The following is a 25,516-nucleotide window of genomic DNA, read 5'->3' as shown; positions in this document are numbered from 1 at the left end:
CAATGACAACAAATATTGCAATCCGAAACGGCCGCGTCATCGACCCTGCTAACAAACTGGATACTATTACCGACCTTTTTATCAGTGCGGGTAAGATCACCGCCATCGGCCAGGCGCCGGATGGCTTTAGTGCCGATCAGGAAATCGATGCGACTAATCTGATCGTCAGTCCTGGCCTGATCGATCTGTGCGCCCATCTGCGAGAGCCGGGGTACACCCGAAAAGGTAATATTGCCAGCGAGACAGCTGCTGCTGCCGCCGGTGGAATCACGACCCTCTGCATGCCCCCCATTACCCAGCCTATTGCCGATAACACCGCCGTTATCGATCTAATTGAAGATCTGGCAAAGCAGGCCGGTAATGCCCGGGTTCTACCCATGGGAGCGCTGACCCAGGGACTGAAAGGCGAACAACTTAGTCCGATGTACGCCCTCAGCAAAGCCGGCTGCATTGGTTTTACTAATGTCCGGGAACCTATTCGCAGTGCCTTAACACTGGCACGCTGCCTTGAGTACGCCGCAACCCATGAGCTACTGGTTATATTCCAGCCTCAGGATGCCGAGCTGGCTGCAGGTGGTACTATGCATGACGACACCACTTGTACCCGATTGGGCCTGAGTGGCATTCCTGAAAGCGCCGAAACGATTGAAGTTGCCCGCTGCTTGCTATTAATCGAGCAGACCGGCGTCAAAGCCCACTTTGGCCAGCTCTCCTGCGAACGCTCGGTGAAAATGGTTATAGATGCTCGCGCAAGAGGGTTGCAGGTAACCGCGGATATCGCAATCCAGAACCTTCTGCTTACTGATGAGAACGTCAGCGGGTTTGATCCTAATTTCCACCTGATTCCACCGTTGCGTAGCCAGCTGGATCGGGCCGGCCTGCGCCAGGCGTTACTGACCGATGGCTTTCAGGCGATCTGTTCCGATCACCAGCCCCATGAACTTGCAGCTAAACAAGCACCCTTCGCCGCCACTGAACCGGGGATGACGGGTCTCGAGACGCTGCTCTCATTGTCGCTGATGTTGGTGCAGCAAGAACTTATTACTCTGCCCCAGATGATCGAGAAGCTAACCTCAGGCCCCGCTCAGGTGCTGGGTTTGGATTTAGGCACCCTGACTCCCGGCAGCCTTGCTGATATCTGCATTTTCGATCCTGAGCAGTCATGGAGTCTTACTGAGGAAAACCACCGCTCCGCGGGCAGTAACACCCCATTCATTAACTATCCACTGACAGGTCAGGTACGCTTTACCCTGTTAGAAGGCCAGCTGGTGTTCCAACACCACTAAATCTTCTGAGCAAAAAAAACGGCGCTGCCAGTCTTACAGACTCGCAGCGCCGTTTTTGTATCTGAGAGAGTTACATCCCTTTTACATCCACTGTGCCTTCATTTTGCAGGAAGTCCGCGTCATCCTGGAGGAAGAACCCGGTATCATCATCACCCCCTTCAATATCAGGGTTAGTATCAGCATTCAGTTTTATCATCAGACGCAGATCATTAGGTGAATCCGCGTGCGCGATCGCCACATCGTAATTGATGTTGCCTTCCTTATATTCGTTGTAAAGGGCCTGATCAAAGGTCTGCATTCCCAGGTTAGTGGATTTCTTGATCACCTCTTTCAGCTCGTGCACCTCACCCTTACGAATCAGGTCCTGCATCAATGGCGTATTGATCAGCACTTCCACCACTGCCCGGCGCCCTTTACCGTCTTTGGTTGGCAGCAATTGCTGTGCGACAATCGCCTTCAGGTTAAGCGACAGATCCATCCAGATCTGCGCATGATGCTCAGGCGGAAAGAAACTGATAATTCGATCAAGCGCCTGGTTAGCGTTATTCGCGTGCAGGGTCGCCATACACAGATGCCCCGTTTCAGCGAAAGTCAGACCGTATCCCATCGTGTCCGCGGTACGAATCTCACCCATCAGAATCACATCAGGTGCCTGACGCAGGGTATTTTTAAGTGCAATCTCAAAGGATTCGGTATCCAGACCTACTTCCCGCTGAGTTATGACACTCTGTTTATGCTCGTGGATATACTCAATCGGATCCTCAATGGTGATGATGTGCCCGGCTGAATTCGTATTCCGATAATCGATCATCGATGCCAAAGAGGTCGATTTACCCGTACTGGTACCACCCACAAACAGAATCAAGCCCCGTTTAGTCATCGCCAGATCTTTCAGCACCGGCGGCAGGTTTAGCTCTTCCAGACTAGGGATATAGGTATTGATTCGGCGTAGTACCATACCAGGGGAGTTGCGCTGGAAAAAAGCACTCACCCGGAATCGACCAATGCCCTGGGCACTGATGGCAAAGTTACACTCCCGGGTTCCCTCAAATTCCGACAACTGCTTATCATTCATCGTGCTGTAAGTCAGCGATCGGGCCTGTGCGGGTTTCAGCGACTCTTTGGTCAACGGTTTAATCGTGCCATCAATCTTAATACTGGGCCTGGCACCGGCGGTAATAAATAGATCGGAAGCGTCACGGTCAGTCATAACCTTGAGCAGTTGAGTAATATCCACAATAAACGCTCCCTATTAGAAATTCTTTGGATTCAACGCTTTACCACGCGCAGTATCACGGGTAATCAGGCCTTTCTGCATCAGATCCGTCAGCGATTGATCCAGAGTAATCATACCAAAGCCCGCACCGGTCTGAATCGCTGAATACATCTGCGCAACCTTATCCTCACGAATCAGGTTTCGGATAGCCGGAGTACCAACCATAATCTCATGCGCTGCAATTCGACCGCCTTTAGGCTTTTTCAACAACGTCTGAGAAATAACACCTTGTAAAGACTCTGACAGCATCGAACGAACCATCGACTTTTCCGCGGCGGGAAACACATCAATGATACGGTCAATCGTTTTAGCGGCCGAGGTCGTATGCAGTGTGCCAAAAACCAGGTGCCCGGTTTCTGCGGCGGTCAGCGCTAAGCGGATAGTTTCCAGATCTCGCATCTCACCCACCAGAATAACATCGGGATCCTCACGCAGGGCGGAGCGCAGGGCTTCTTCAAAGCCCAGAGTGTCCCGGTGAACCTCTCGCTGGTTAATCAGACATTTCTTACTTTCGTGAACAAATTCAATCGGGTCTTCGATAGTCAGTATATGATCGTTGCGGGTTTCATTCACATAATCGACCATCGCGGCCAGGGTGGTACTCTTACCTGAACCGGTTGGTCCGGTTACCAACACCAGCCCCCGTGGGTTATCAGACAGGTTACGGAACACCTGCCCCATACCCAGATCATCCATAGTCAGCACTTTACTTGGGATAGTACGGAATACCGCCGCTGCACCACGGTTCTGGTTGAATGCGTTAACACGAAATCGTGCTAAACCGGGTACTTCAAAAGAGAAATCGGTTTCAAACCGTTCCTCATAATCCTTACGCTGCCGGTCATTCATAATATCGTAGATCAGCGTATGTACCTGCTTATGCTCCAGAGAGGGCAGCTTAATACGCTTCACTTCACCATCCACACGTATGACCGGTGGCATACCGGCGGTAATATGAAGGTCAGATGCTCCCTGCTGAACGGTAAACGATAAGAGTTCTGTAATATCCATGGCTTCTCAGGTGTATAAGGAACCGGCAATCAGGCTCCATTGATTAACTGTAAGCGCCAAACCTCAACGCTAAAGGCGCACGAGCACTATCCATCATAAAAGCTGTAACCCGGTATATAAAGGGCTCTGCTCCTATTTTGGGCAGCTTTCGGTATATTTCATCCATTAAAAGGATCAAAACCACATCGAAAACCGATAACCTGACTGGAAATATTCGCAGGTTAGTAAATAATCTCTGTTATTATAGCGACAGAATCCAGATGGATTTGAGTATATATCAGTTTTATCAGAATCCCCCACCTTAGCCAATCGCTAGTTATAACTATATGACAACCATAGCAAATAACCTCCACCTGATACGCTCACAGATCTCTGCTATCACACAAGCAGCGAGCCGTCCGACGGCTAGCGTTGAGCTTCTCGCCGTGAGTAAAACCCGCCATGCCGATGAACTCCGTCAGGCATGGGATGAAGGACAACGTGATTTTGGTGAAAACTATCTGCAGGAAGCGTTAGACAAAATCGAGGCATTATCCGATCTGGAGATCTGCTGGCACTTTATCGGACCAACACAATCGAATAAGACCAGGCCGATTGCTGAGAATTTCAGCTGGGTTCATAGCGTGGAACGCTTTAAGGTCGCTCAGCGCCTCAGCGATCAGCGTCCGGATAGCATGGAACCTTTAAACATTTGCTTACAGGTCAACATCAGTCGCGAAGAAAGCAAATCAGGCATCCTGCCAGAAGAGCTGCCCCAGTTAGCCGAGCAAATTGCATCACTGGATAATATTCAACTGCGCGGTCTGATGGCCATTCCCGCCAGCAACGATGATCCGGACTTACAGCGGCAGCCGTTTTCCCAGCTATCTGAACTGCTGAAACAATTACAAAAGCAACTGCCCAATCAACCATTAGACACCCTGTCCATGGGTATGTCAGGCGATATGGCAGCAGCCATCAGGGAAGGCGCAACGATTGTACGTATCGGGACAGCGCTGTTTGGTCCCCGTGATTATAGTCAGTAAGATCCAGTCAATATCCAGTAAGCTACTACATCAGCCCTTTATGATCAGGAATAACACGTGAGCACACAACCTACACTGGCATTTATCGGAGCGGGCAATATGTCTCGCGCAATTATCGGCGGACTCATCAGCAACCAATACCCCGCTGATAAAATCTGGGCCACCGGTACTCAGTTAGAAAAGTTGGATGATCTTAAACAGCAAGGTATGCATACCACAACCGATAACAACGCTGCCGTAGCCGCGGCCGATATCGTCATTCTGGCGGTTAAACCTCAGATATTGAAAGCGGTCGCAACTGAGATGGCAGCAGCGGTTCAGCAGCACCAACCCCTGGTTATTTCTGTCGCTGCAGGCATTATGTGCAACAGCATGGAAGAGTGGCTGGGTGGTAATCTTGCTGTCGTTCGCTGTATGCCAAACACCCCTGCGCTGGTGAAACAAGGCGCCAGTGGTCTTTATGCCAACCCACAGGTAAACGAATCACAGCGCAGCCAGACTGAGCAGATAATGCAGGCCACCGGTATCGCTCTCTGGGTGGAAACCGAATCCCAGCTAAACGCTGTGACGGCAGTTTCCGGTAGCGGTCCTGCTTACTATTTTCTGATGATGGAGGCGATGGTTGCTGCTGGCGAAAGGCTGGGGCTCAGCCGTGAGGTCGCTGAACAGCTGACGATTCAAACAGCGCTTGGGGCCGCAGATATCGCTCGACAGAGTGATGCAGATCCGGCGGAACTACGGCGCAGGGTAACGTCCCCTAAGGGTACCACCGAGCAAGCGATACTGACCTTTATTGATCAGGGGCTGCCTGAGATTATCGCCAACGGCATGCAGGCCTGCAGCGACCGCGCTGAGGCACTGGCAGCAGAACTCGGAAAATAAAGCGGTCAATTAAACAGATGATATAAAAAGCCTTTCTCAGGTTCATAGTCGAAGGGAAAGGCTCTATACTCAAAGTTAAACCGACCTCTAGAAACCGCTAACAGGTACAGAAATAATGGGACAGGATCCTATCAGTTCAATAATCCAGCTGTTCGCACAGTTTTATGTGTTTATTGTCGTGCTGCGTTTTTTGCTGCAGCTAGCTAAAGCTGACTACTACAATCCCATTGCGCAGGCTGTTGTGAAGATCACAGCATTGCCACTGGCTCCTCTGCAGCGTGTGATTCCCCGCCCGGGTAATATCGACCTGTCGCCTCTGGTGCTGGCCTTTCTGGTCAATCTTGCAGCCTGGTCACTGATTCTTGTTGTTAAAGGCCTGAGCATAGGGGGTAGCCTCGTTCCTGTCTTAATGCTTTCGGGCATATCGGTACTGGAAACGGTGCTGAATATTTATTTCTATGCAGTAATCGGCTCAGTGATTATCAGCTGGGTGGCACCGGGAAGTTACCACCCCGGACCACAGCTAATTACCCAACTCACCGAACCGGTCTTTGGCCTGGCTCGCAAAGTTATTCCATCCTTAGGCGGATTAGATCTTTCACCTATTCTGATCTTCATCATAATCCAGTTCGCTTTATCTCAACTGGGCCAGCTCAGGCAGCTGCTTTTTTGATACTACATGGGTGAGTTTTATCGCTGGCAAAATGATAACCTTATTCTCAATTGCCACCTGCAACCTAAAGCAAGCAGCGACGCTATTGTAGGGTTACATGCAGAGAGTGTTAAAATTCGCATCACCGCGCCGCCGATAGAGGGCAAAGCTAATGCCCATCTGGTAAAATTTCTGGCAAAGCAGTTTGGCGTGGCCAAAAGTGCTGTCAGCATACTCAGCGGTGAACTGGGTCGGCAGAAACGGGTACGGATTGAAAGTCCGAAAAAAATCCCTGAACAATTAACGATTGAGCAAAACTGAAGTGATACTGAGATTTCAACATGACTACCGCCCTGCTGGTTATCTGATAATAGATAGCCAGGCGCTGCTGTACGAAATGTGAAGCTCGACCGGGTATTTCAGCAACACCTTTTTCGAGTTATCAGCGTTAAGTGAGAATTATGCCTCAATCCATTCCTGAAGATTCTGTCGGTATCGTCACACCGCAGACTATCCATTTTGACCAGCCCCTGGCGCTGGCCTGTGGTCGTCAGTTAGACAACTACGATCTGATCATTGAAACCTATGGCACCCTGAATGCAGATGCCTCCAATGCGGTCCTGGTCTGTCATGCCCTATCAGGCAACCACCACCTGGCCGGCTACCATTCAGCCGAAGATAAAAAGCCCGGTTGGTGGGATTCCGCTATCGGGCCAGGAAAACCGATCGATACTGACAAGTTATTTGTTATCGGACTGAATAACCTCGGTGGCTGTCACGGTTCCACCGGACCTCAAAGCACTAACCCCAAAACCGCTAAGCCTTTTGGCCCGGATTTCCCCATCATGACGGTCGCCGACTGGGTAGAAAGTCAGGCTCGTCTCGCCGATCATTATGGTATCCAACAATGGGCGGCTATCGTGGGTGGTAGCCTGGGCGGTATGCAGGCACTGCAATGGGCAATCGACTATCCTCAACGGTTACGGCACTGCATGATTATCGCCGCCGCACCAAAACTCAGTGCTCAGAACATTGCGTTTAACGAAGTCGCCCGACAAGCTATTTCCCGGGACCCTGATTTTAATAATGGTCACTTCTACGAGAATGGTAATGTGCCCAAAACCGGCCTGATGCTGGCGCGTATGCTAGGGCATATCACCTACCTTTCCGATGATGGCATGCGCGAAAAGTTCGGCCGCGAGTTGCGGGAGGGGAAAATCAGTTACGATTTTAATCCACAGTTTGAGATTGAATCGTACCTGCGTTACCAGGGAGAGCAGTTCTCCAAAGCCTTCGATGCCAACACCTACTTGTTAATGACTAAGGCTCTGGATTACTTTGATCCCGCAGCCGACGCGGATCACAGTCTCTCAGCTGCCGTGCGCAACGTCCTGTGCAAGTTTATGGTGATCTCCTTTACTACCGACTGGCGCTTTTCACCGGAACGTTCACGGGAGATTGTTGATGCGCTAGTGACGGCTGAAAAGCGGGTCAGTTATGCAGAAATCGATTCCCACAATGGCCATGACGCATTCCTGATACCCAATCCCCGCTATATGGATATTTTCTCCGCCTATATGAAACAGGTCATAGCCGATATCCCACAGACGGACAAGGAGAATAACTGATGCGCGCGGATCTGGACATTATTCAGGACTGGGTAGCTCCCAATAGCAAAGTACTGGATCTGGGGTGCGGTGACGGAGAGCTGTTATCGTACCTACAGCAGGAAAAAAATATCACCGGTTACGGCGTCGAATTTGATCACGACAACATTACGACCTGCATTGAGAAAGGTATCAATGTGGTCGAGAAAAACATCGATGAGGGGCTGGCCAGCATTCAGGACAGTAGTTTCGACACCGTCATCATGACTCAGGCGCTCCAGGTAATGTATCACCCGGACCAGATCGTTGACGAGATGTTGCGGATTGGAAAAGAGTGCATCGTCACTTTCCCAAACTTTGGCCATTGGCGTGCACGGGGTTACCTTGCTTTTCGGGGCAGAATGCCGGTATCTAAATTCCTGCCCTATACTTGGTATAACACACCGAATATCCACTTCTGCACATTTAAAGATTTTGAGCAGCTGTGCGTTGAGCGCAATATTCATATCCTTGAACGCACGGTTGTGGACAATGAACATAAGCATCACTGGTCGATCCGGTTGTGGCCCAATATGTTGGGCGAAGTCGCAATCTACCGAATCACCCGATAGGGAGAACACTATGAAAGCAGCAATCTTAGGAAAACGCTTTACTAAAAGGGTTTGTACTACACTGGCCTTGGTTACCGGCCTCTTGGTTTCAACGCTCAGCAGTCTGGCCAGCGCCGAACAGATGGTATCTCACGGCGATTATATGATTCACTACAACGCCTTCAATAGCAGCTTCATACAACCTGATGTAGCCCAGTCCTATGGTATTACCCGCAGTAAAACCAAAGCGTTACTGAATATCTCAGTGCTACAAAAGCAGGCCGATGGCAGTACTAAACCGGTTTCCGCCGTGGTTAAAGGTGAGGTGGTCAACCTGATCGCGCAGAAGCAGGAACTAAGTTTCCAGAAAATTGATGAAACCAATGCGCTTTACTATATAGGTGACTTTGGCTTTACCGACGACCAGGTTCTGCGCTTTAGCCTTCAGGTACAACCTGACCCAAATCAACCGGCATACAGCATCTCTTTTGAACAGCGCTTTTACGTTGACTAGTTATATCGCTACCTTCTGAAACACCCGAATTAAGGAGACGTAATGTCCCGTCAAATCGTCCTTGCCAGCGGAAACAAAGGCAAATTGAGAGAGTTTAATCAGGTATTGGGAGACCTGGGTGTTGAAGTGCTACCCCAATCAGAGTTCGATGTCCCTGACGCTGAAGAAACCGGGCTGAGTTTTGTTGAGAATGCCATCCTCAAAGCCCGGCATGCCTGCCAACTGACAGGCTTACCCTCTCTGGCAGATGATTCAGGACTGGAAGTCGATGCCCTGAAGGGCGCTCCCGGAATCTATTCCGCTCGTTTTGCTGGCGCAGGTGCAACTGACAGCGACAACAACGCTAAACTTTTACAGTTACTGGAAGGCATTTCACCGGAAGCCCGTAGCGCACGATTTCGCTGTGTTCTGGTATTCATGCGACACGCTGAAGACCCGACTCCGCTGATCTGTCAGGGAACCTGGGAAGGGCAGATTCTGCCTCAGCCACAAGGCGATAATGGTTTTGGCTATGATCCGCTGTTTCTCGTGCCTGGACTTGATATTGCATCCGCCCAGCTCCCACCGGAACAAAAAAACAGACTCAGTCATCGGGGACAAGCCGTACAACAGCTGACCAAGATGATTCCGGCTTATCTTTGAGCAAGCCTGAGATGATCAGCCTGCCGCCGCTCTCACTGTATATCCATATTCCCTGGTGCGTGCGCAAATGCCCTTACTGTGACTTTAATTCCCATGCGGTGACCGGTGAGATTCCACAACAGCGTTATATCGATGCACTGCTGCGCGATTTTGAGGCTGAGCTTCCCGGCATACAAGGCCGCCAGATTGAAACTATCTTTATTGGCGGCGGTACTCCCAGCCTGTTTGACGCTAAGGGAATCAAACAGATCCTCAGGGGCATCGCTGATCTGGCCCCCCTATCGGCTTCTGCTGAGATCACTATGGAAGCGAATCCAGGCACCTTTGAGCAGGAACGCTTTGCCGGGTTCAGGGAAGCCGGTGTCAACCGGCTCTCTATCGGCGTGCAGAGTTTTGACAGTGCCCGACTGCAGCAACTGGGACGGATACATAACCGTCACGACGCTCTACATGCCGCCGGTAAAGCGCGCGAAATCGGCTTTGATAATTTCAATCTGGATCTGATGCACGGTTTACCTGACCAGACCCCGGAAACTGCACTGTCAGATCTGCAACAGGCGATAGACCTTCAACCCAGCCATCTATCCTGGTACCAGTTAACGATCGAACCTAACACAGAGTTTTTCAGCCGGCCACCGACACTTCCTGAAGATGAAACACTCTGGGACATACAGGAGCAGGGACAAGCGCTATTAGCCGAGAACGGTTACCAGCAATATGAAATTTCTGCCTACAGCCAGCCCGGTAAGCGATCGCAGCACAATCTTAATTACTGGCAATTTGGCGACTATCTGGGCATCGGCGCCGGAGCCCACCAAAAAGTAACCTGGCCAGCGTTAAACCAGATTACACGTCGCTGGAAACAGCGCCAACCAAAGGCCTATATGGATGCTCTGAAACCTATTTCCGGCGAACAGGATATCAGCCAGCAGGAATTACCCTTTGAATTTATGATGAACGCTCTGCGCCTGACAGAGGGCGTCAACAGCGACCTCTTCAGCCAACGTACCGGATTATCACTGAGTTCCATCGCTAAACTGTTAGACGACAATCGCCAGGCAGGTCTGCTGGTAAATGATCCGAGAGTCCTTGCACCTTCTCCCCGGGGACGCCTGTTCCTCAATGACCTGCTCGAGCAGTTCCTCGATTAACGTCCCTGTCGATACGTCATCTGTATCAAAAAGATAAGTGAATTAGCAAACAGCGCAAGAATCGGGTGGCGTCGCTCGAATAAAACACCGACACTATCCCCGTTAGTCAAACAGGACATGGGATATGAATATTAAAAGTTTGTTACAACTATGTCTGCTTGCCGCCCTATGGGGTGGCTCATTTCTCTTTATGCGCGTCGCAGCACCGGTCATTGGTCCAGCTATTCTTATAGAGCTGCGCTTGTTGCTGGCAGCGCTATTTCTGCTTGTTGTCGCTTTCTTCTTAAAGCGTAGCCTCAAGCTACGACGTCACTGGAAACATTATTCTATGCTGGGCTGGTTTAACTCAGCACTCCCTTTTCTCCTGCTTGCCTACGCTGCCCAGACTTTATCAGCATCACTGTTATCAATTCTTAATGCTACCGCGCCAATCTGGGGAACACTGCTGATCGCTATCCGCTTCAATAAGCCGATAACCCTAAAAGTATCTATCGGTCTCTTAGCCGGAGTCTGCGGTGTCGGTCTTCTTCTTGGCTTTGATCCAACGCTCGTCGAAGAAGGTTCCTGGATAGCCATTACCGCAGCGCTGTGCGCTGCCTTCAGCTATGGCATCGCCACCTGTTATGCTCAGGGCGCCGGCACTGTTGAACCCTTTGCTAATGCCCACGGCAGCATGTGGGCAGGATCCTTGTTGCTGCTCCCTCTGTTGCCGTTCTTTCCCGCCCAGACCAGCAACGAGCCCCAGATTATCGGCTCAGTACTACTATTAGGTGTTTTATGTACCGGTATCGCTTATCTGCTCTACTTTAAGCTGATCGCCGATATTGGCGCAGCCTCCGCATTGACTGTCGTCTTTATGGTCCCTCTGTTTGGTGTCCTCTGGGGACACCTGTTTCTTGATGAATTGATCGGCTGGCATACGGTTTCTGGCGCACTGATCATACTGTTCGGCGTGGCGTTAGTAACTGGATTCAGCCCCCTTAAACTCTGGCAAAAACGGAGCCCTGAGCATGTCTGATCGATCACTTCAACAATACGAAACGGTCGCGTCAGCAATCCGCTATATCCGCAACCATGCCCAGCAGCAACCAGAGCTGGCCGATATAGCCGCTGCCGTCAATCTGAGCGAGCACCATCTGCAACGCTTATTTAGTAGTTGGGCAGGTATATCACCTAAACGTTTTCTTCAATACCTGACGAAAGAACATGCCCTCAAATCATTAAAAAAATCAGCTAATACCTATGACGCTGCATTGGACGCAGGACTCTCAGGCAGCGGTCGGCTGCACGACCTGATGATCAGTTGCGAAGCGATGACACCCGGAGAGATTAAAAACGGCGGCGCCGGGGTAGAATTACACTACGGTATAGCTCCCTCACCTTTTGGTTTGACCCTGGCTGGCTGGACCACCAAAGGGCTTTGCTATCTGGCCTTTCTCGATCAGGATGACAATGCACGTTTAGAAGAACTCTTTAATCAGTGGCCCAATGCGGTCACCACTCTGGATAATCCAGGTGCAATGACGCTGATAGAGAAGATATTTCCAACGACACCCCAGGCAGGCAAACTACACCTGTTACTCCGGGGCACTAACTTTCAAATTAAAGTCTGGGAAGCCTTGTTACAAACTCACCAGGGACAATTTATCTCCTATTCGCAACTGGCTAAAGCAACCGGATCACCTAACGCTCAGCGAGCTATCGGCAGCGCTGTGGGGGCTAACAACATTGGTTTTTTGATCCCTTGTCACCGGGTCATCAGAGAGAGCGGAGTAAGCGGTAACTATCGGTGGGGGGCAGAACGAAAACAGGCGATACATGCCTGGGAAAGCGCGGCAAATCTATCGGAATAACAGAATTTGCCAGTTATTCCGACTCAGAATACTACTAAAATCAATTTACAATGAGGGAGGCTGATCTGAGCTTACTGGCCGGCATAACCTGTAATCAGATCCAGACTAATGGCCATCTGAATAAGCTCGGGCAGCGACTGCGCAGCCATCTTACTCATCAGGTTCGCCCGGTGACCTTCGACAGTTTTACGATTAATACCTAATACGTCTGCAATCTCCTGGTTTGCCAATCCCTGAGCGACCTGCTCAAACACCTGCCGTTCACGCTTAGTCAGTAGCGCATAATGTTGTTGCACCGTCTGCAACTTCTGCTGCCCGTCCCGCTGCGCCAGATCCTGCGCCAGGGACTGTTGAACATGATCCAGCAACAACTGATCGTTAAAGGGTTTTTCAATAAAGGTTCGGGCTCCCTGAGTCATGGCCGTTACCGCCATGTCCACACTGCCGTGACCAGAAATCATAATTAAGGGGATATCGATCTGATAATCAGGTAGTTTTTTCTGCGCGCTGATGCCACTCAAGCCTGGCATCCTGACATCCATCAGAATACAACCGCTAGCGCCCGGCTCAAAGCTATCCAGAAAAGCCTGTGCGTTCTCAAATGAGGCAACATCAAGACCAACCGATTCGAGCAGCCATTGAAGGGAGTCCCGCACGTCCGCATCATCATCCACTACGTATACAGTCTGCTTAACCATGTCACTCTTTATCATCTATTACTAACGTTATTAAGCCATTCTACCCGGTTACGACGTTAAGCTCCTGTGGTCGACAGAATAAAACTGAACTTCGCACCACCCTCTGCATTGTTTTCCGCCTGCAGTTGTCCGCCGTGCCGTTCAATCAGCGTGCGGCTTATCGCCAGCCCCATACCCAATCCATCAGCCTTAGTCGTAAAAAACTGTTCGAATAGCTGCTCCGGATCCTCCACCGATAAACCTGGACCCTGATCCAGCACCGAGATTATAACCTGATCAGCCTTACCCATTGAAGCCTCAAGCCAAACCTTCAACGGCGTCCGGTGCTCTGCCCGATGGCAAGCCTCGATACCGTTAAGCAACAAATTCAGCAGGATCTGTTCAAGCTGAATTCGATCAGCGTATACGGCCGCTATATCGACAGGCAAACCGTTCTCAAGCACCACATTATGCCTTTTAGCAGCGCTGGCACAAAAGCCGATCAGATCATTCACCAGAGGGTTCAGCTCCAGCAATTCCCATTTAGGATCGCTTTTGCGGGTAAAATCCATCATTCGGTGCACAATTTCACCGGCGCGAAGCGCTGTATTGCCGATCCGCTCCAACGGCACCTCAATATCATCCAGGACCGACTCCCTGTCAGTCTGCATACGACGCTGAATGCCCCGGACATAATTCACCACGGCCGTCAGCGGCTGATTAATCTCATGAGCCAGCCCTGTCGCCATCTCACCCATCGTAATCAGTCGGGCTGCATGATCAATCTCTTGCTGATACTGCTGCTGCTTTGCTTCAGCCTGCTTTATCGCCGTCATATCCCGCGCAACCGTGGAAAAGTACTCCAGTCGATTATCAAGAGTACGATGCGCCAGTACCTCCAGCATTACCGGAATTGCCTGCTGATTAATCCGGCTGTACATCTCAGCTTCACCACGCCAACTCCCCTGGTCATGAGCTTCGGGAAAGGCCTGCTGCTGTAACAAAGAATAACTTTCAGGGGTAAATAACATTTTTAATTGCAGCGGATCATGGCCACTGACCTCGAGCCCCAACGCACCTCTGGCCGCTTCATTCAACTGGCTGACCCGATGATCCGGTGTGACAAAAGCAACCAGATCACTACTATGTTCCAGCACCCTGGCTAAACGACGATTAGCCTGCTCTGCATTAATACGCTGACTAACATCCCGGGAGACCACTAAGATCTCTTTTAACTCATCGGATTGCGGGTCACGGATAGAGCGGCTGGTACTTTCTAACCAGGTATAGTGGCCATCTTTACAACGAAAACGGTAGGTATGCGTATATAACCCCCGCTCATAGCTGACACTGGGCGAACGGCGTTTAAAATCTTCGACATCATCCGGATGATACAACTCATATGCGGACATCCCGACGATTTCGGCAACACTATAGCCCAGCAGGTGGGTAACGGCTGGTGAGACATAGATAAAGCGCCAGTCATCCGGTGTATGACGGGAGATCATATCGGTAGACTGCTCTGCCATCTCAGCCAACAGGCGGTTGCGCTCAGCCGTTGCCGATTGCAGCACTGGATCTGTCGATGTCTGTTGCGTCTTTTCAGGCGATTTCATCCCGGAGCTCCCAGGGGGCTGACTCATTAACATTCCTGTCACCTCCGATCATAGCAAGCCTGCCGGGTCAGTGCAGTTAACAACACTGTAACCGGCAATAAAACAGACTCAGTCATCCAGGTCCAGCTGTTGCAACATATTGCGCAGCGCATATTTCTGTACTTTGCCGGTTGAAGTTTTTGGCAGATCGGCAAAGACCACACGCTTCGGGCATTTAAAATGCGCCATATTATCGCGACAGAAGCTGATGATATCTGCAGCACTGACCTCACCTTCCGGCTTCAGAGTCACAATCGCACAGGGAACTTCACCCCAATGATCATCTGCCTGTGCCACCACGGCGGCCTCCATAATGGCAGGATGCCGGAACAACATATCCTCAACTTCGATCGTAGAGATATTCTCTCCGCCGGAAATGATGACATCTTTCGATCGATCTTTGACTTCGATATAGCCATCCGGATGCCAGACCGCCAGATCGCCGGTATGAAACCACCCCCCTTCAAAGGCATCTGCCGAGGCTGATGGGTTCTTTAAATAGCCTTTCATCAGGGTATTACCCCGCATAAAGACTTCCCCCATCGCCAGACCATCCATAGCAACCGGCTTAAGTGTCGTAGGATCCGCCACCATCAACCGCTCCATCGCTGGCGCCCGTACTCCCTGACGCGCCATTTTGGCCGCTTTTTCAGGCAGCGGCAGTAGCGACCACTCATCCTGAAAAGAGCAAAACACGCTGGGACCATAGGTTTCAGTCAGACCATAGGCGTGTACAACCTGAATTCCAAGTTGCTCCATACCTTCGATTATAGACGCCGGAGGCGCTGCACCTCCCGTGGTAACCGTCACCGGGTGGTTGATCTGTGGTTTAACTTCATCCGGTGCATTTAACAGCATATTCAATACCACCGGGGCACCACAAAAATGGGTTACGCCATATCGATCGATCGATTGAAATACTTTTTCAGGCAGCAAGTGGCGCAGGCAGACATGCGTACCGGCAACAGCGGTCACCGCCCAGGGATAACACCAGCCATTGCAGTGAAACATGGGCAACGTCCAGAGATACACAGCATGAGGAGGAAGGTTTTGCCCCAGAATATTACTCATGGCGTTCAGATAAGCACCACGATGATGATAGACAACCCCTTTGGGATTACCTGTCGTCCCTGAGGTGTAGTTCAATGCGATCGCTTGCCATTCATTATCTGGCAGCTGCCAGATAAACTCGCTATCACCCTCAGTCAACAACTGCTCATAGGTGAGTTCACCCAGCAGATCACCGCCCTCAAACTGCGGATCATCAACATCGATGACCAACGGTTTCTGTTGCACCCTTTTTAGCGCCGATCCCACCGTCGTAGAAAACTCCCGATCGGTGATCAATACCCGTGCTTCACCGTGATCCAGCATAAAGCTGACGGTTTCAGCATCCAGGCGAGTGTTCTGGGCATTCAGTACCGCCCCCAGCATAGGAACAGCAAAATGTAGTTCTAACATTTCAGGAATATTGGGCAGTACCGCCGCAACAGTATCTCCCACACCAACACCACGCTGACTCAACGCCGATGCCAAACGCAAACAACGCTGGTACGTTTCTGCCCAGCTACGAGTCAGATCACCATAAACAACCGCAGCACGATCAGGATAGACACTGGCAGCACGTTCAATGAACCCGATTGGGCTCAAAGCAGAAAAGTTCGCACTATTCTGCTCCAGACCCATCTCGTACGGATTGTTATTCTTGTTTTCCATACTCGCTCCTACTTAATAAGGTGATGCCGATTAACGTAAGAACTTCATGCTGAAGTCTCGGAATTCAGGCACGTCAGAGCGCATCATCCACTCAAAACCTACCATCTCCCGGGTAATGATTTTCACCCCTTCATCACGCATCCGGGCAATCGCATACTCAGTATCCACTGGGTTACGGGCAGAGATCGCATCGACGACGACATAGACCTTTTTACCTTGCTCCAGTAACCGCAACGCGCTCTGCATCACACAGGCATGCGCTTCCATACCGCAGATCACAATCTCTTCCCGGTCCATTGCTTCGATACGAGCGCTGCATTCTGGAGAGTCCGCACACGAAAAAAATGTTTTACCGATAAAGTCTTCAGCAGGTAATAATTCTTTTAACTCTTCTGTTGTCGGACCCACACCTTGTGGATACTGTTCAGATCCTAATACCGGAACGCCCACCAATTGAGCCAGCTCCATCAGCCAGCGACAGTTTTTCACCAATTCTTCACTCTTATGCACACCTGGCAACAACTTAGCCTGTACATCGATTACCAACAGAGCACTTTTTTCTTTATTAATCAGCATATTAAATCTCCTGTTCAGACCGGACGACGGTCAACCATATTTGTCGCAACACCTTCAGCAACCACCTTTCCTTTAACCGTGCATACTGTTTCCAGCAACACCCGACGGCGCTCTTGATTTATTTCCAACACCTTAGCGGTTGCTGTCACAGTATCACCAATGTGTACCGGCGCTTTAAATTTCAACTGCTGATCAATATAGATAGCGCCCGGCCCAGGCATGCGCGTCCCCAGCACAGCCGAAATCAATGCCGCACTAAACATCCCGTGAACGATCCTCTGGCCAAACATTGTCTGTTCCGCATACTCGGCATTGATATGCACCGGATTATCATCTCCCGATACGCCGGCAAAGAGCACTACATCTGCTTCAGTCACTGTCTTTGCATAGCTTGCCGTCTGCCCTACCTGTAAATCTTCAAGGTAAAAACCGTGTAAATCATCCATCGTTATATCCTCAATAATTGTCTTTTATCGCCCATAAATCCGAGCGTTGAAGCGACCCATGGACCTAACAGTAATGGTTTTTACTTATAAAACCAAGTAAAAACCCTTGGTTTTGAGAAAATATACTGTTAGCTTAATAAACAACTAGTCGGCAGAACGACATAACAGGCCGGGAGAAAAACATGACCGCCCAGACGATCAACGCTTTATCAGATAACACCCCAACGTTACTGGCACGTACTGTCGGACACCTGCGCCGTATTTGGCGAACCGGTTCAGATAATACGACCACAACCGAGCTTAATCTAAGTCCAGAACTGGAACAGAGCGATCTGGAGCAGTTGATTCAGTGGATGGACGGCTGCCTTTTACAGGAAGGAGATGAAGTCACCGCACGTAGCCGGGCCGTCATACTGGGGCGCAGTTATCTGAGACTGAATCAGCACGGGCGCCGCCGCTTTTTGCTACTGCTGGCCGAACGCTACGGCATTGATAATACCCAGGTAGAACAGCGCTTCCAGCAGTGGCAAGCAGCCACTGAAGTAGAGCAGGTAAAAGCAGAACAGCAGCTACGAAAAGCTCTGGATCCTGCCAGATTACGACTACTAACCCAGTTTAATAGTCTGCCAGAAGGCGTGAAATTTTTAGTCGACATGCGCGCCGAGCTACTACCGTTGAAGAAAACTTATCCACAGCTGGCGCCACTGGAGGCTGACTTAAAGCGCTTACTGATCAGCTGGTTTGATATTGGCCTTCTGCAGCTGGAAGAGATCAATTGGCAATCCAGCGCTGAACTGCTAGAAAAACTCATCGCTTATGAAGCCGTACACGAGATCCAGAGCTGGGATGATCTGAAGAATCGACTCGACTCCGATCGCCGCTGCTTTGCATTCTTTCATCCAAATATGCCTAACGAACCACTGATATTTGTCGAAGTCGCGTTAGTACAAGGGCTCGCTGACAACGTTCAGACGTTGCTGGATGAGGCCGCTCCTTTGCAAGATATTCAACAGTCTGATACCGCTATTTTCTATTCCATTTCCAATGCCCAAAAAGGTCTGGCAGGTATTAGCTTTGGTAATTTCCTGATCAAACGCGTCGTTGGCCGTTTACAGCAGGAATATCCCCAGTTACAGCAATTCTCAACGCTGTCACCGATCCCGGGGTTTTGCCGCTGGCTGGCGCAACAGGAAGACTCTGAACTGAGTAAATTACCGGGCGGTAAGCTATGGCTTCAACGTGACACGGACGAAGATATTTCAACTCAAGAGGCACCCAGCGAGGCTCGAGAGCCACTGCTGAGCTTAGTCTGCCACTATCTTAGCCAGGCAAAAGGCCGGGGCCATTTCAGTCAGGATCCGGTCGCCCACTTCCACCTGAGCAACGGCGCGCAGATCGCCCAATTAAACTGGTTGGCAGACTCATCTGCCAAAGGTCTGCAGCAATCTGCCGGGATCATGGTTAACTACCTGTATCAGCTGAATGATATTGAATCCCGTAGCCAGAATTACGTTCAACAAGGGAAAGCATCTATAGCCCAGAGCCTTAAGCCCCTGTTAAAGCCCTAAATACAAACAGCACAACTAAACGAATCTGATAAAAATAAGATTTCAGGAGAATAACAATGACTCAACATATAGCGGTAGTAACCGGCGCCAGTGGCGGTCTTGGCGAAACAATGTGTAAAGCGATGGTCGATCAGGGCCATAAGGTTGCCGGCAGTTACCTGCCAGGCACTGATGCCGAGGCTAAAAGCTGGCAGCAATCGATGCAGGCTGCTGGTTATGAGGTGGCTATCTATCCATTGGATGTTACGAACTACGACAACTGTTGCAGTTTTATCGCCACGGTAGAAAAGGACCTGGGGCCGATCAGCATTCTGGTGAACAATGCTGGCATCACCCGTGACGCACCACTTAAACGTATGCAACCACAGCAGTGGCAGGACGTACTGCGTACTAACCTGGATTCCATGTATAACATGTGTCAGCCCGTGTTTGATGCTATGTGTAATCGAGGATTCGGACGGATTGTAAATATCTCATCCCTGAACGGAGAACAGGGCCAGTTCGGCCAAGCCAACTATTCAGCGGCAAAAGCAGGAATTTATGGTTTTACCAAAGCCATAGCAAAAGAAGGTGCCCGTAAAGGCGTCACCGTCAATGCTGTATCACCCGGTTTTATTGACACTCCGATGGTACGTCAGGTACCTGAAAATGTACTTGAATCTATCATTTCAGGCATCCCGGTCGGACGGCTGGGCCAACCGGAAGAAATCGCCAGAGCAGTGGCATTTTTAACGGCGGAGGACGCCGGCTACATCACCGGAAGTAATATCTCGGTGAATGGCGGCGAGTATATGAGTTAAATATACACGCTCTGAATAAAGAGAGTTCAGCTCCAGGGCAAGGCTGTTACAATTCAGCTATGGTATCCGCCGATAAGCACCTTACTCTGGATTTGCGCAGTTACAGCGCTGAAACTAACAGCCACCAGCATGACTATCATCAGCTGGTGCTGCCCGTTTCTGGTTTACTGGATATGACCGTTGGCCAGTACTCAGGAAAAGTGACCTCGCAACATGCAGCCGTGGTCGCAGCAGGGGAAAACCATGGTTTTGCCGGGTCTGATGATAACTGCTTTGTAGTTGCTGATATCCCCGATGCTCTGGCCCCTGAAGTGGAACGATTACCCGCCTTTATCAGCCTCTCTCCAGCACTGATTCAATATGTATGTTTTCTTCACCAACAGCTACAGCAAAAAAACTCAGCCAGTAGCCAGCGCCAAATGCTGTTATTACTAATTCAGCTATTACATGAACAGCAGGATGAACCGCTAAACCTTGACCGGCGTATTACCACTGCACGCAACTATCTGGACAATCATTACTGTGAACCAGTAAGCCTGTCATACCTGTCAGGTATTGCCAGCCTTAGCCCACGCCAGTTAAGCGAACTGTTTCGTAAACAACTGGGTATGACGCCACAACAATATCTAATCGAGAAACGCATGCAGCAAGCCTGGCAGCTACTTGAAACAGGTCAGTTGAGTATTCAGCAGGTCGCTGAGGCTGTCGGTTACACAAGTCTCGCCGCTTTCAGCGATCGGTTTCGTAAGCATTTTGATATTCCTCCCAGCTTCTTTCGCCGTTCCGGCAAATAATTTCGCCAGCAGGACAAAGAACTCCGAACGACAGTACCTTATGCTGACATGATAATTTGTCGGGATAATATGAATGCTAACAACAACGCTCCGGGCCACATTGATCGGCTCAGTTTCCATCTTCCTCTGGGGTACTCTGGCGCTATTAACTCGTCTGACTGAAGGACGGATTCCTCCATTTCAACTGATGGCGATGACGTTCGCTCTGGCTTTTCTCCTGATGAATCTGAACTGGTGGCGACAAGGACACTTAGGACTGAAGCATCTGCGTCAGCCAAAGTTGGCCTGGGTATTAGGGGTAGGCGGTTATTTTGGATATCACTTCTGTTATTTTCTTGCGATGACCAAAGCCCCTGTAGTCTCAGTTAGTCTGCTGGCTTATATGTGGCCACTGCTGATTGTGCTGTTAGCAGGTTTATTACCAGGCGAGACTCTACTGAAACGGCATGTTATCGGTGCAATCGTTGCACTCTATGGTTGTTGGCTGCTTATCGGTCAGGGAAGCGACGGATTTAATCCGCAATACCTCAATGGCTATCTGTTGGCGTTAACCTGCGCCTTTATTTGGTCGGGTTACTCGGTTCTGAGTCGTCTGGTAAAACAAGTATCGACGGATGCTGCCGGTTGGTTTTGCGGTGCCACAGCGCTACTGGCGTTACTCTGTCACTGGCTATGGGAAACAACCGTCTGGCCAGCATCTGGCGCTCAATGGTTTGGAATAATAGGCTTAGGAATTGGCCCAGTGGGTATCGCCTTCTTTACCTGGGACTATGGCGTTAAGCACGGCAACTTGCAGCTACTTGGAGTACTGGCTTACTCGGCACCCTTGATTTCAGCTCTGCTATTAGTAATAACAGGCCTTGCCGAAGCTGATCTAACACTTGTTGCAGCCTGTCTGGCTATCACCATGGGGTCGATAATTGCGGGCTATAGCAAAGCGAATAAAACAAAAAAGGAACACTCTGTCTCTGTAAATTCAGTGAGCCAGTAAAGGCTGCGGCGTGCCTGCCGTATCTACCGGCGTCTGAGCAATCCACTCTGCAGCCGTCATCACCCGTTGCAACATATGCTCAAAGGAATACCGTTGCCCCGGTGGTAATGCCAGTGTCATGCCCTCGCCATCAGAAGGTAACATAATAATTCTGACAAGCTTGCCCTCCGTTTTTATATCAATCCGCTGTACCAAAATCCCCTCCTCTCCCAGTGGATAGTGACTGGCATCATCTTTAAACGGAGTAGAGAAGTCTGCCTGCTGCACTGCTCCGTGCTTCTCCATATCACCCAGGCTTTGTTGTTGCTCGGGTTGCAAGTGGCTAGCGTTGTTTTCCGTCGGAAAATCATGTTCACCAAACAGTTTATGGATACGTAAAGCTAAGCGACGAGTCCACCAGGCTCGGTATTCTTTTTCACCCTCAGTCGCTCGAATCAGAATTCGGTCTTCCGCCGCATCATAATTCAGATTAATCTGATTCTGGGTAGCATCACTTTGTAACGCTGGGTTCTGTGCATACGATTCTGTCATCCGTCTTCCTACAGGGTAGCCCGGCGCCCTGACATCGCAGCAATTTCAGCCACCATCGCCGGAATGTTACTCAGACAGCTGACATCACGATCTGCCACTTCCACTTCTGGCCAGACGCTCTCCGTCAGGTTAACCCAGATCGTCCAGAGCCCTGCATTCTTTGCACCTACAATATCATGGTGGGGATTATCACCGATATGAATCACCTGCTCCGGCCGTAGATGGTGGTTATGCAACATCTGTTCGAACATCAGAGGATGGGGCTTCTCTTTACCCACACCATCCGCATTCAAAGCAAAATCAAAAAGGTCTCCCAGTCCCACCCGATTAACATCCGCATTACCATTACTCAGCGCCCCGATGAGGTAGCCCGACTGTTTCAGGCTTTCCAGCACGCTTCGTGCATGCTCGAACAGCGCCACTTGATTACGTGCTTCAATAAACACTTCAAATGCCTGATGAGACAAAGCAATCGCCTGCTCCTGCGGATAACCTGCGGCAAGCAGGCCTATCTCCAGCTGTTTTAATCGGATCAGCGTGACACTGTGGCCTACCTCTGGAAACTGCTGCAGCGCTTGCTGTTTCAGCGTCTCGAAGTCTCTCAATTGGTAGCAGTTTACGAACAGCTCAGCATTTTCACTGAGCCATTGATAGAGGGTCTGATTGGCAGCGATTATGACGGGGTTAACCGCCCAAAGGGTGTCATCCAGATCGAAAGTAATACATTTAATCATCATCTTTCTCGGAATTATTGTTAGATTTCCGGTGTGCCCGGGGGTGGGCTTTATCGTAAACATCCATAAGGTGGCTGAAATCGAGATGGGTATAGATTTGGGTGGTCGATATATCGGAATGTCCCAACAACTCCTGTACCGCTCGCAAGTCGCCACTGGATTCCAGCATGTGACTGGCGAAAGAGTGTCGTAATCTATGAGGATACACCTTGCCCTGAGTATGTTGCATTTTTGCTCGACGGTCTATCCGCAACTGTACACTGCGAGGACTTATCCGGCCTCCCCGCTGACTGACAAACAGCGCCATCTCTTCAGGTTTAGTCATGCTATCGCGCAGATCAAGCCAGCGGTCCAGCGCCTGCATCGCTTTGCTACCTATCGGCAACAACCGCTCTTTGGCTCCTTTTCCCACCACCCGCAGTGTCGCTTCCTGCCAATCTATACTGTACAGATCTAAACTAACCAACTCCGATAACCGCAGGCCGGATGAATAGATCAATTCCAGCATCGCCTGGTCACGGCACTCCAACGGGTCATTGTTAGTCTGTTCATCGCTATTCAATAGCTGATCCAGCTGATCTACATCCAGCGTCTGAGGTAACCGGCGAGGGCTTTTTGGCGCCTGAATACCCAAAGCAGGGTTTTGTTGCACCAACCCTTCACGATGAAGGTATTTATAAAAACTGCGAATAGCGGACAAGAGGCGCTGGATACTTTTCCCGCCCAACCCTTCACGATGAACCCAGGCGACAAAGTTGCGAATCTGTTTTGCCTCGACCTGGGCCCAGTCAATACACCCGTCCGGAAACAGTGTACTGTGCTGCAGGTAGGCCTGCAGTCGGGTCAGATCACGGCGATAGTTACTGAGGGTATGACTGGAAAGCTGTCGTTCACTACTCAAATAGGTATAAAACCCATCCAACGCAGCCTCACCAGCGTTCATAAAATCAGGCCTTTCGATCCTGTAGCATAGGAGAAACCACCCGGCTCAGCGCCTGGCCGATATAATCCAGGAACAGGGTTCCCTGATTACTCTGGAAGTAGGCCGCATCAAAACTACCAATGGCCAGTAATCCTAGGGTTTCACCCTTTACTATTGGCACAGCAGCAGCCGATTTAACTTTAAACGCCTGTTCCTGGAACAGAAACTGATTTTGCAGCTCAGTCAAATTACCACAACGGGTCTGCGGCAGATCCACCAGACCATCAATAGCAGCCGCCGCGTCACGCGACAACACCCGCAGATTGTTCTGCTCTTCCGGCTGTTCACCAAAGAGGACAATGGCGGTTGTATCACTGTTAAAATCCTGACACAGGCTTTCATCAATGGCGACGGCAACATCATCAAGCGTATCGGCATCCAGCAGCGCCAGGATCATTTTCTTGGTTTTGCTAAACTGAATATCATTTTCCCGGGCTACACCGATCATATCGCCCAGATAATCGTGCAACTCGCGATTTTTCTGACGCAGCAGGCTGGTCTGTCGTTCCACCAGCGACACGGTATTGCCCCGTTGATGCGGCACATAAAGCTTTTCCAACAGGAACTCGTTTCCGGTAAAAAAATCAGGATGCTGGGTTAAGTACTCAGCAACCTGCTCAGCACTAATCGCTTGTGACATGGTATCTGCTGAATTCGTCGCTGTAGGCTTATTTTCATTCATAAGAAGATCTGTCCTTCATACACTGTCGTTGCAGGCCCGGTCATTATCAGTGGCTCTCCTTCGCCAGCCCATTCAATAAGCAGTGTGCCACCGGGCAGGTGCACTGTCACTTTTTGATCTAACAGGCCGCGTAACCGACCCGCAACAACCGCAGCACAAGCACCGGTTCCGCAGGCTTTTGTCTCACCGGCCCCGCGCTCAAATACCCGTAGGCGAATCTCAGCACCACTAACAACTTCCATAAAGCCGATGTTCGCTTTTGCCGGAAATTTAGGATCGCATTCCAGTGCCGGCCCCCAGGTTTCTACCGGGGCCGTATCAACGGCATCAACGACCAGCACCCCATGAGGATTACCCATTGAGACAGCACTGATCTGCTGGATCTGACCGGCCACTTCAATAGGGTATGTCACAGCTTGCTGATCGGCACTAAATGGGATCTTCTGCGGTTCCAGTACCGGTACTCCCATATCCACCACCACCTGCCGGTCTTGAGTGATGGTCAGATAAATCGGCCCTTGCTGGGTTTCTACTGCAACGGTTTCTTTCGCCGTCAGACGCTTATCCCGAACATACTTGGCAAAGCAACGCGCTCCGTTGCCACAGTGCTCGACTTCACTGCCATCGGCATTGAATATCCGATAGCGAAAGTCCATATCAGGATCTGTGGGTGGTTCAACGATCAGCATCTGATCGAAACCAACACCGAAATTTCGGTCGGCCAGCCGCGCAACCATGGCGGAGTTAACCTTAACTTTCTGCGTCACGGTATCCAGCACCAAAAAATCGTTGCCCAGGCCGTGCATTTTTGTAAATCGAACTAACATAATATTCTCATCTGGCCCACTGTTCGGACAGTGTTATGCCTTTTCTGT

At 50.3% G+C, this 25,516-nt stretch carries 28 protein-coding genes; 16 read left to right on the top strand and 12 right to left on the bottom strand.

All coding sequences use genetic code 11. The features are described from left to right. Positions 1-2: 2 nt before the first annotated feature. Complete coding sequence (locus tag AMJAP_RS01305) at positions 3-1,286, top strand: dihydroorotase (protein ID WP_019620983.1); 1,284 nt, start codon at positions 3-5, stop codon at positions 1,284-1,286. Between the two features lie 70 nt (positions 1,287-1,356). On the opposite strand, the gene AMJAP_RS01300 is transcribed toward AMJAP_RS01305, so the two are convergent. Together AMJAP_RS01300 and AMJAP_RS01295 are read right to left on the bottom strand one after the other, a co-directional pair. Beyond that, on the bottom strand, positions 1,357-2,523 hold the full coding sequence (locus tag AMJAP_RS01300; protein ID WP_019620984.1) for a PilT/PilU family type 4a pilus ATPase: 1,167 nt from the start codon (positions 2,521-2,523) through the stop codon (positions 1,357-1,359). A gap of 15 nt (positions 2,524-2,538) precedes the next feature. Then, positions 2,539-3,573, bottom strand: a complete 1,035-nt coding sequence (locus AMJAP_RS01295; RefSeq protein ID WP_019620985.1) for a type IV pilus twitching motility protein PilT — start codon at positions 3,571-3,573, stop codon at positions 2,539-2,541. Positions 3,574-3,899: 326 nt separating this feature from the next. Here AMJAP_RS01295 and AMJAP_RS01290 point away from each other — a divergent pair, with 326 nt between their 5' ends. The 11 genes from AMJAP_RS01290 (at position 3,900) to AMJAP_RS01240 (ending at position 12,489) form a co-directional block, all read left to right on the top strand. Next, positions 3,900-4,598, top strand: coding sequence for a YggS family pyridoxal phosphate-dependent enzyme (locus AMJAP_RS01290; protein WP_019620986.1), 699 nt, complete (start codon positions 3,900-3,902; stop codon positions 4,596-4,598). A 57-nt stretch (positions 4,599-4,655) separates the two neighbouring features. Continuing rightward, on the top strand, positions 4,656-5,480 hold the full coding sequence (gene proC / locus AMJAP_RS01285) for a pyrroline-5-carboxylate reductase (RefSeq protein WP_019620987.1): 825 nt from the start codon (positions 4,656-4,658) through the stop codon (positions 5,478-5,480). A gap of 115 nt (positions 5,481-5,595) precedes the next feature. Beyond that, entirely contained in the window at positions 5,596-6,153 is a 558-nt protein-coding gene (locus tag AMJAP_RS01280) for a YggT family protein (protein WP_019620988.1), read from the top strand. Between the two features lie 6 nt (positions 6,154-6,159). After that, positions 6,160-6,453 (top strand): DUF167 domain-containing protein, encoded by a 294-nt coding sequence (locus AMJAP_RS01275; RefSeq protein WP_019620989.1) that lies wholly within the window; start codon positions 6,160-6,162, stop codon positions 6,451-6,453. 140 nt (positions 6,454-6,593) lie between these two features. After that, the gene (gene metX / locus AMJAP_RS01270; RefSeq protein ID WP_019620990.1) at positions 6,594-7,760 is read left to right on the top strand and encodes a homoserine O-succinyltransferase MetX; all 1,167 of its coding nucleotides are present in this window, start codon (positions 6,594-6,596) and stop codon (positions 7,758-7,760) included. Further along, positions 7,760-8,350: a methionine biosynthesis protein MetW gene (gene metW, locus AMJAP_RS01265; RefSeq protein ID WP_019620991.1), complete on the top strand. Its 591-nt coding sequence runs from the start codon at positions 7,760-7,762 to the stop codon at positions 8,348-8,350. Before metX ends, metW begins: the two co-directional genes overlap by 1 nt. A 10-nt stretch (positions 8,351-8,360) precedes the next feature. Next, positions 8,361-8,843 (top strand): DUF4426 domain-containing protein, encoded by a 483-nt coding sequence (locus tag AMJAP_RS01260; protein ID WP_019620992.1) that lies wholly within the window; start codon positions 8,361-8,363, stop codon positions 8,841-8,843. Positions 8,844-8,885: 42 nt separating this feature from the next. After that, positions 8,886-9,485, top strand: a complete 600-nt coding sequence (rdgB, locus tag AMJAP_RS01255; RefSeq protein WP_019620993.1) for an RdgB/HAM1 family non-canonical purine NTP pyrophosphatase — start codon at positions 8,886-8,888, stop codon at positions 9,483-9,485. Between the two features lie 11 nt (positions 9,486-9,496). Next, on the top strand, positions 9,497-10,636 hold the full coding sequence (gene hemW / locus AMJAP_RS01250; protein WP_051088401.1) for a radical SAM family heme chaperone HemW: 1,140 nt from the start codon (positions 9,497-9,499) through the stop codon (positions 10,634-10,636). A 124-nt stretch (positions 10,637-10,760) separates the two neighbouring features. Next, positions 10,761-11,654, top strand: a complete 894-nt coding sequence (locus AMJAP_RS01245) for a DMT family transporter (protein WP_019620995.1) — start codon at positions 10,761-10,763, stop codon at positions 11,652-11,654. Then, complete coding sequence (locus AMJAP_RS01240) at positions 11,647-12,489, top strand: methylated-DNA--[protein]-cysteine S-methyltransferase (protein WP_019620996.1); 843 nt, start codon at positions 11,647-11,649, stop codon at positions 12,487-12,489. The genes AMJAP_RS01245 and AMJAP_RS01240 overlap by 8 nt, the downstream gene beginning before the upstream one ends. 71 nt (positions 12,490-12,560) lie before the next feature. On the opposite strand, the gene AMJAP_RS01235 is transcribed toward AMJAP_RS01240, so the two are convergent. From AMJAP_RS01235 to AMJAP_RS01215, 5 genes are all read right to left on the bottom strand, one after another. Continuing rightward, positions 12,561-13,187, bottom strand: a complete 627-nt coding sequence (locus AMJAP_RS01235; RefSeq protein ID WP_019620997.1) for a response regulator transcription factor — start codon at positions 13,185-13,187, stop codon at positions 12,561-12,563. A gap of 56 nt (positions 13,188-13,243) precedes the next feature. Beyond that, positions 13,244-14,809 carry a PAS domain S-box protein gene (locus AMJAP_RS01230; RefSeq protein WP_019620998.1) on the bottom strand — a complete coding sequence of 522 codons (1,566 nt, stop codon included), beginning with the start codon at positions 14,807-14,809 and terminating at the stop codon, positions 13,244-13,246. A gap of 81 nt (positions 14,810-14,890) precedes the next feature. Further along, positions 14,891-16,537, bottom strand: a complete 1,647-nt coding sequence (locus tag AMJAP_RS01225; RefSeq protein ID WP_019620999.1) for an acyl-CoA synthetase — start codon at positions 16,535-16,537, stop codon at positions 14,891-14,893. A gap of 30 nt (positions 16,538-16,567) precedes the next feature. After that, the gene (locus tag AMJAP_RS01220) at positions 16,568-17,113 is read right to left on the bottom strand and encodes a hydrolase (RefSeq protein ID WP_019621000.1); all 546 of its coding nucleotides are present in this window, start codon (positions 17,111-17,113) and stop codon (positions 16,568-16,570) included. A gap of 14 nt (positions 17,114-17,127) precedes the next feature. Further along, positions 17,128-17,559 (bottom strand): MaoC family dehydratase, encoded by a 432-nt coding sequence (locus AMJAP_RS01215; RefSeq protein WP_019621001.1) that lies wholly within the window; start codon positions 17,557-17,559, stop codon positions 17,128-17,130. Positions 17,560-17,741: 182 nt separating this feature from the next. Between AMJAP_RS01215 and AMJAP_RS01210 the strand changes: the two genes are divergently transcribed. The 4 genes from AMJAP_RS01210 (at position 17,742) to yddG (ending at position 21,712) form a co-directional block, all read left to right on the top strand. Further along, positions 17,742-19,127 (top strand): malonyl-CoA decarboxylase, encoded by a 1,386-nt coding sequence (locus AMJAP_RS01210; RefSeq protein WP_019621002.1) that lies wholly within the window; start codon positions 17,742-17,744, stop codon positions 19,125-19,127. A gap of 56 nt (positions 19,128-19,183) precedes the next feature. Further along, the gene (gene phbB, locus AMJAP_RS01205) at positions 19,184-19,927 is read left to right on the top strand and encodes an acetoacetyl-CoA reductase (RefSeq protein WP_019621003.1); all 744 of its coding nucleotides are present in this window, start codon (positions 19,184-19,186) and stop codon (positions 19,925-19,927) included. A 59-nt stretch (positions 19,928-19,986) separates the two neighbouring features. Further along, entirely contained in the window at positions 19,987-20,721 is a 735-nt protein-coding gene (locus tag AMJAP_RS01200) for an AraC family transcriptional regulator (RefSeq protein ID WP_019621004.1), read from the top strand. 73 nt (positions 20,722-20,794) lie between these two features. Continuing rightward, positions 20,795-21,712: an aromatic amino acid exporter YddG gene (gene yddG / locus AMJAP_RS01195; protein ID WP_040404178.1), complete on the top strand. Its 918-nt coding sequence runs from the start codon at positions 20,795-20,797 to the stop codon at positions 21,710-21,712. Here the strand turns inward: yddG and AMJAP_RS01190 are convergent. Genes AMJAP_RS01190 through dapF form a run of 5 tightly spaced genes read right to left on the bottom strand, consistent with a single transcriptional unit; the run spans position 21,698 to position 25,468 of the window. After that, positions 21,698-22,243: a hypothetical protein gene (locus tag AMJAP_RS01190; RefSeq protein WP_019621006.1), complete on the bottom strand. Its 546-nt coding sequence runs from the start codon at positions 22,241-22,243 to the stop codon at positions 21,698-21,700. The genes yddG and AMJAP_RS01190 overlap by 15 nt on opposite strands. 8 nt (positions 22,244-22,251) lie before the next feature. Further along, positions 22,252-22,980 carry an HAD family hydrolase gene (locus AMJAP_RS01185; RefSeq protein ID WP_019621007.1) on the bottom strand — a complete coding sequence of 243 codons (729 nt, stop codon included), beginning with the start codon at positions 22,978-22,980 and terminating at the stop codon, positions 22,252-22,254. Next, the gene (gene xerC / locus AMJAP_RS01180; RefSeq protein WP_019621008.1) at positions 22,970-23,920 is read right to left on the bottom strand and encodes a tyrosine recombinase XerC; all 951 of its coding nucleotides are present in this window, start codon (positions 23,918-23,920) and stop codon (positions 22,970-22,972) included. Before xerC ends, AMJAP_RS01185 begins: the two co-directional genes overlap by 11 nt. Positions 23,921-23,924: 4 nt before the next feature. Next, the gene (locus AMJAP_RS01175) at positions 23,925-24,641 is read right to left on the bottom strand and encodes a DUF484 family protein (RefSeq protein WP_019621009.1); all 717 of its coding nucleotides are present in this window, start codon (positions 24,639-24,641) and stop codon (positions 23,925-23,927) included. Further along, a complete protein-coding gene (gene dapF / locus AMJAP_RS01170) occupies positions 24,638-25,468 on the bottom strand; it encodes a diaminopimelate epimerase (protein WP_026340031.1) in 831 nt (276 codons plus the stop codon). The genes AMJAP_RS01175 and dapF overlap by 4 nt, the downstream gene beginning before the upstream one ends. Between the last annotated feature and the right edge of the window lie 48 nt (positions 25,469-25,516).

This window comes from Amphritea japonica ATCC BAA-1530 (assembly GCF_016592435.1).
GTDB lineage: Bacteria > Pseudomonadota > Gammaproteobacteria > Pseudomonadales > Balneatricaceae > Amphritea > Amphritea japonica.
The sequence above is the reverse complement of the archived record's forward strand: the minus strand, read 5'-3'. Positions and strand labels throughout refer to the sequence as shown.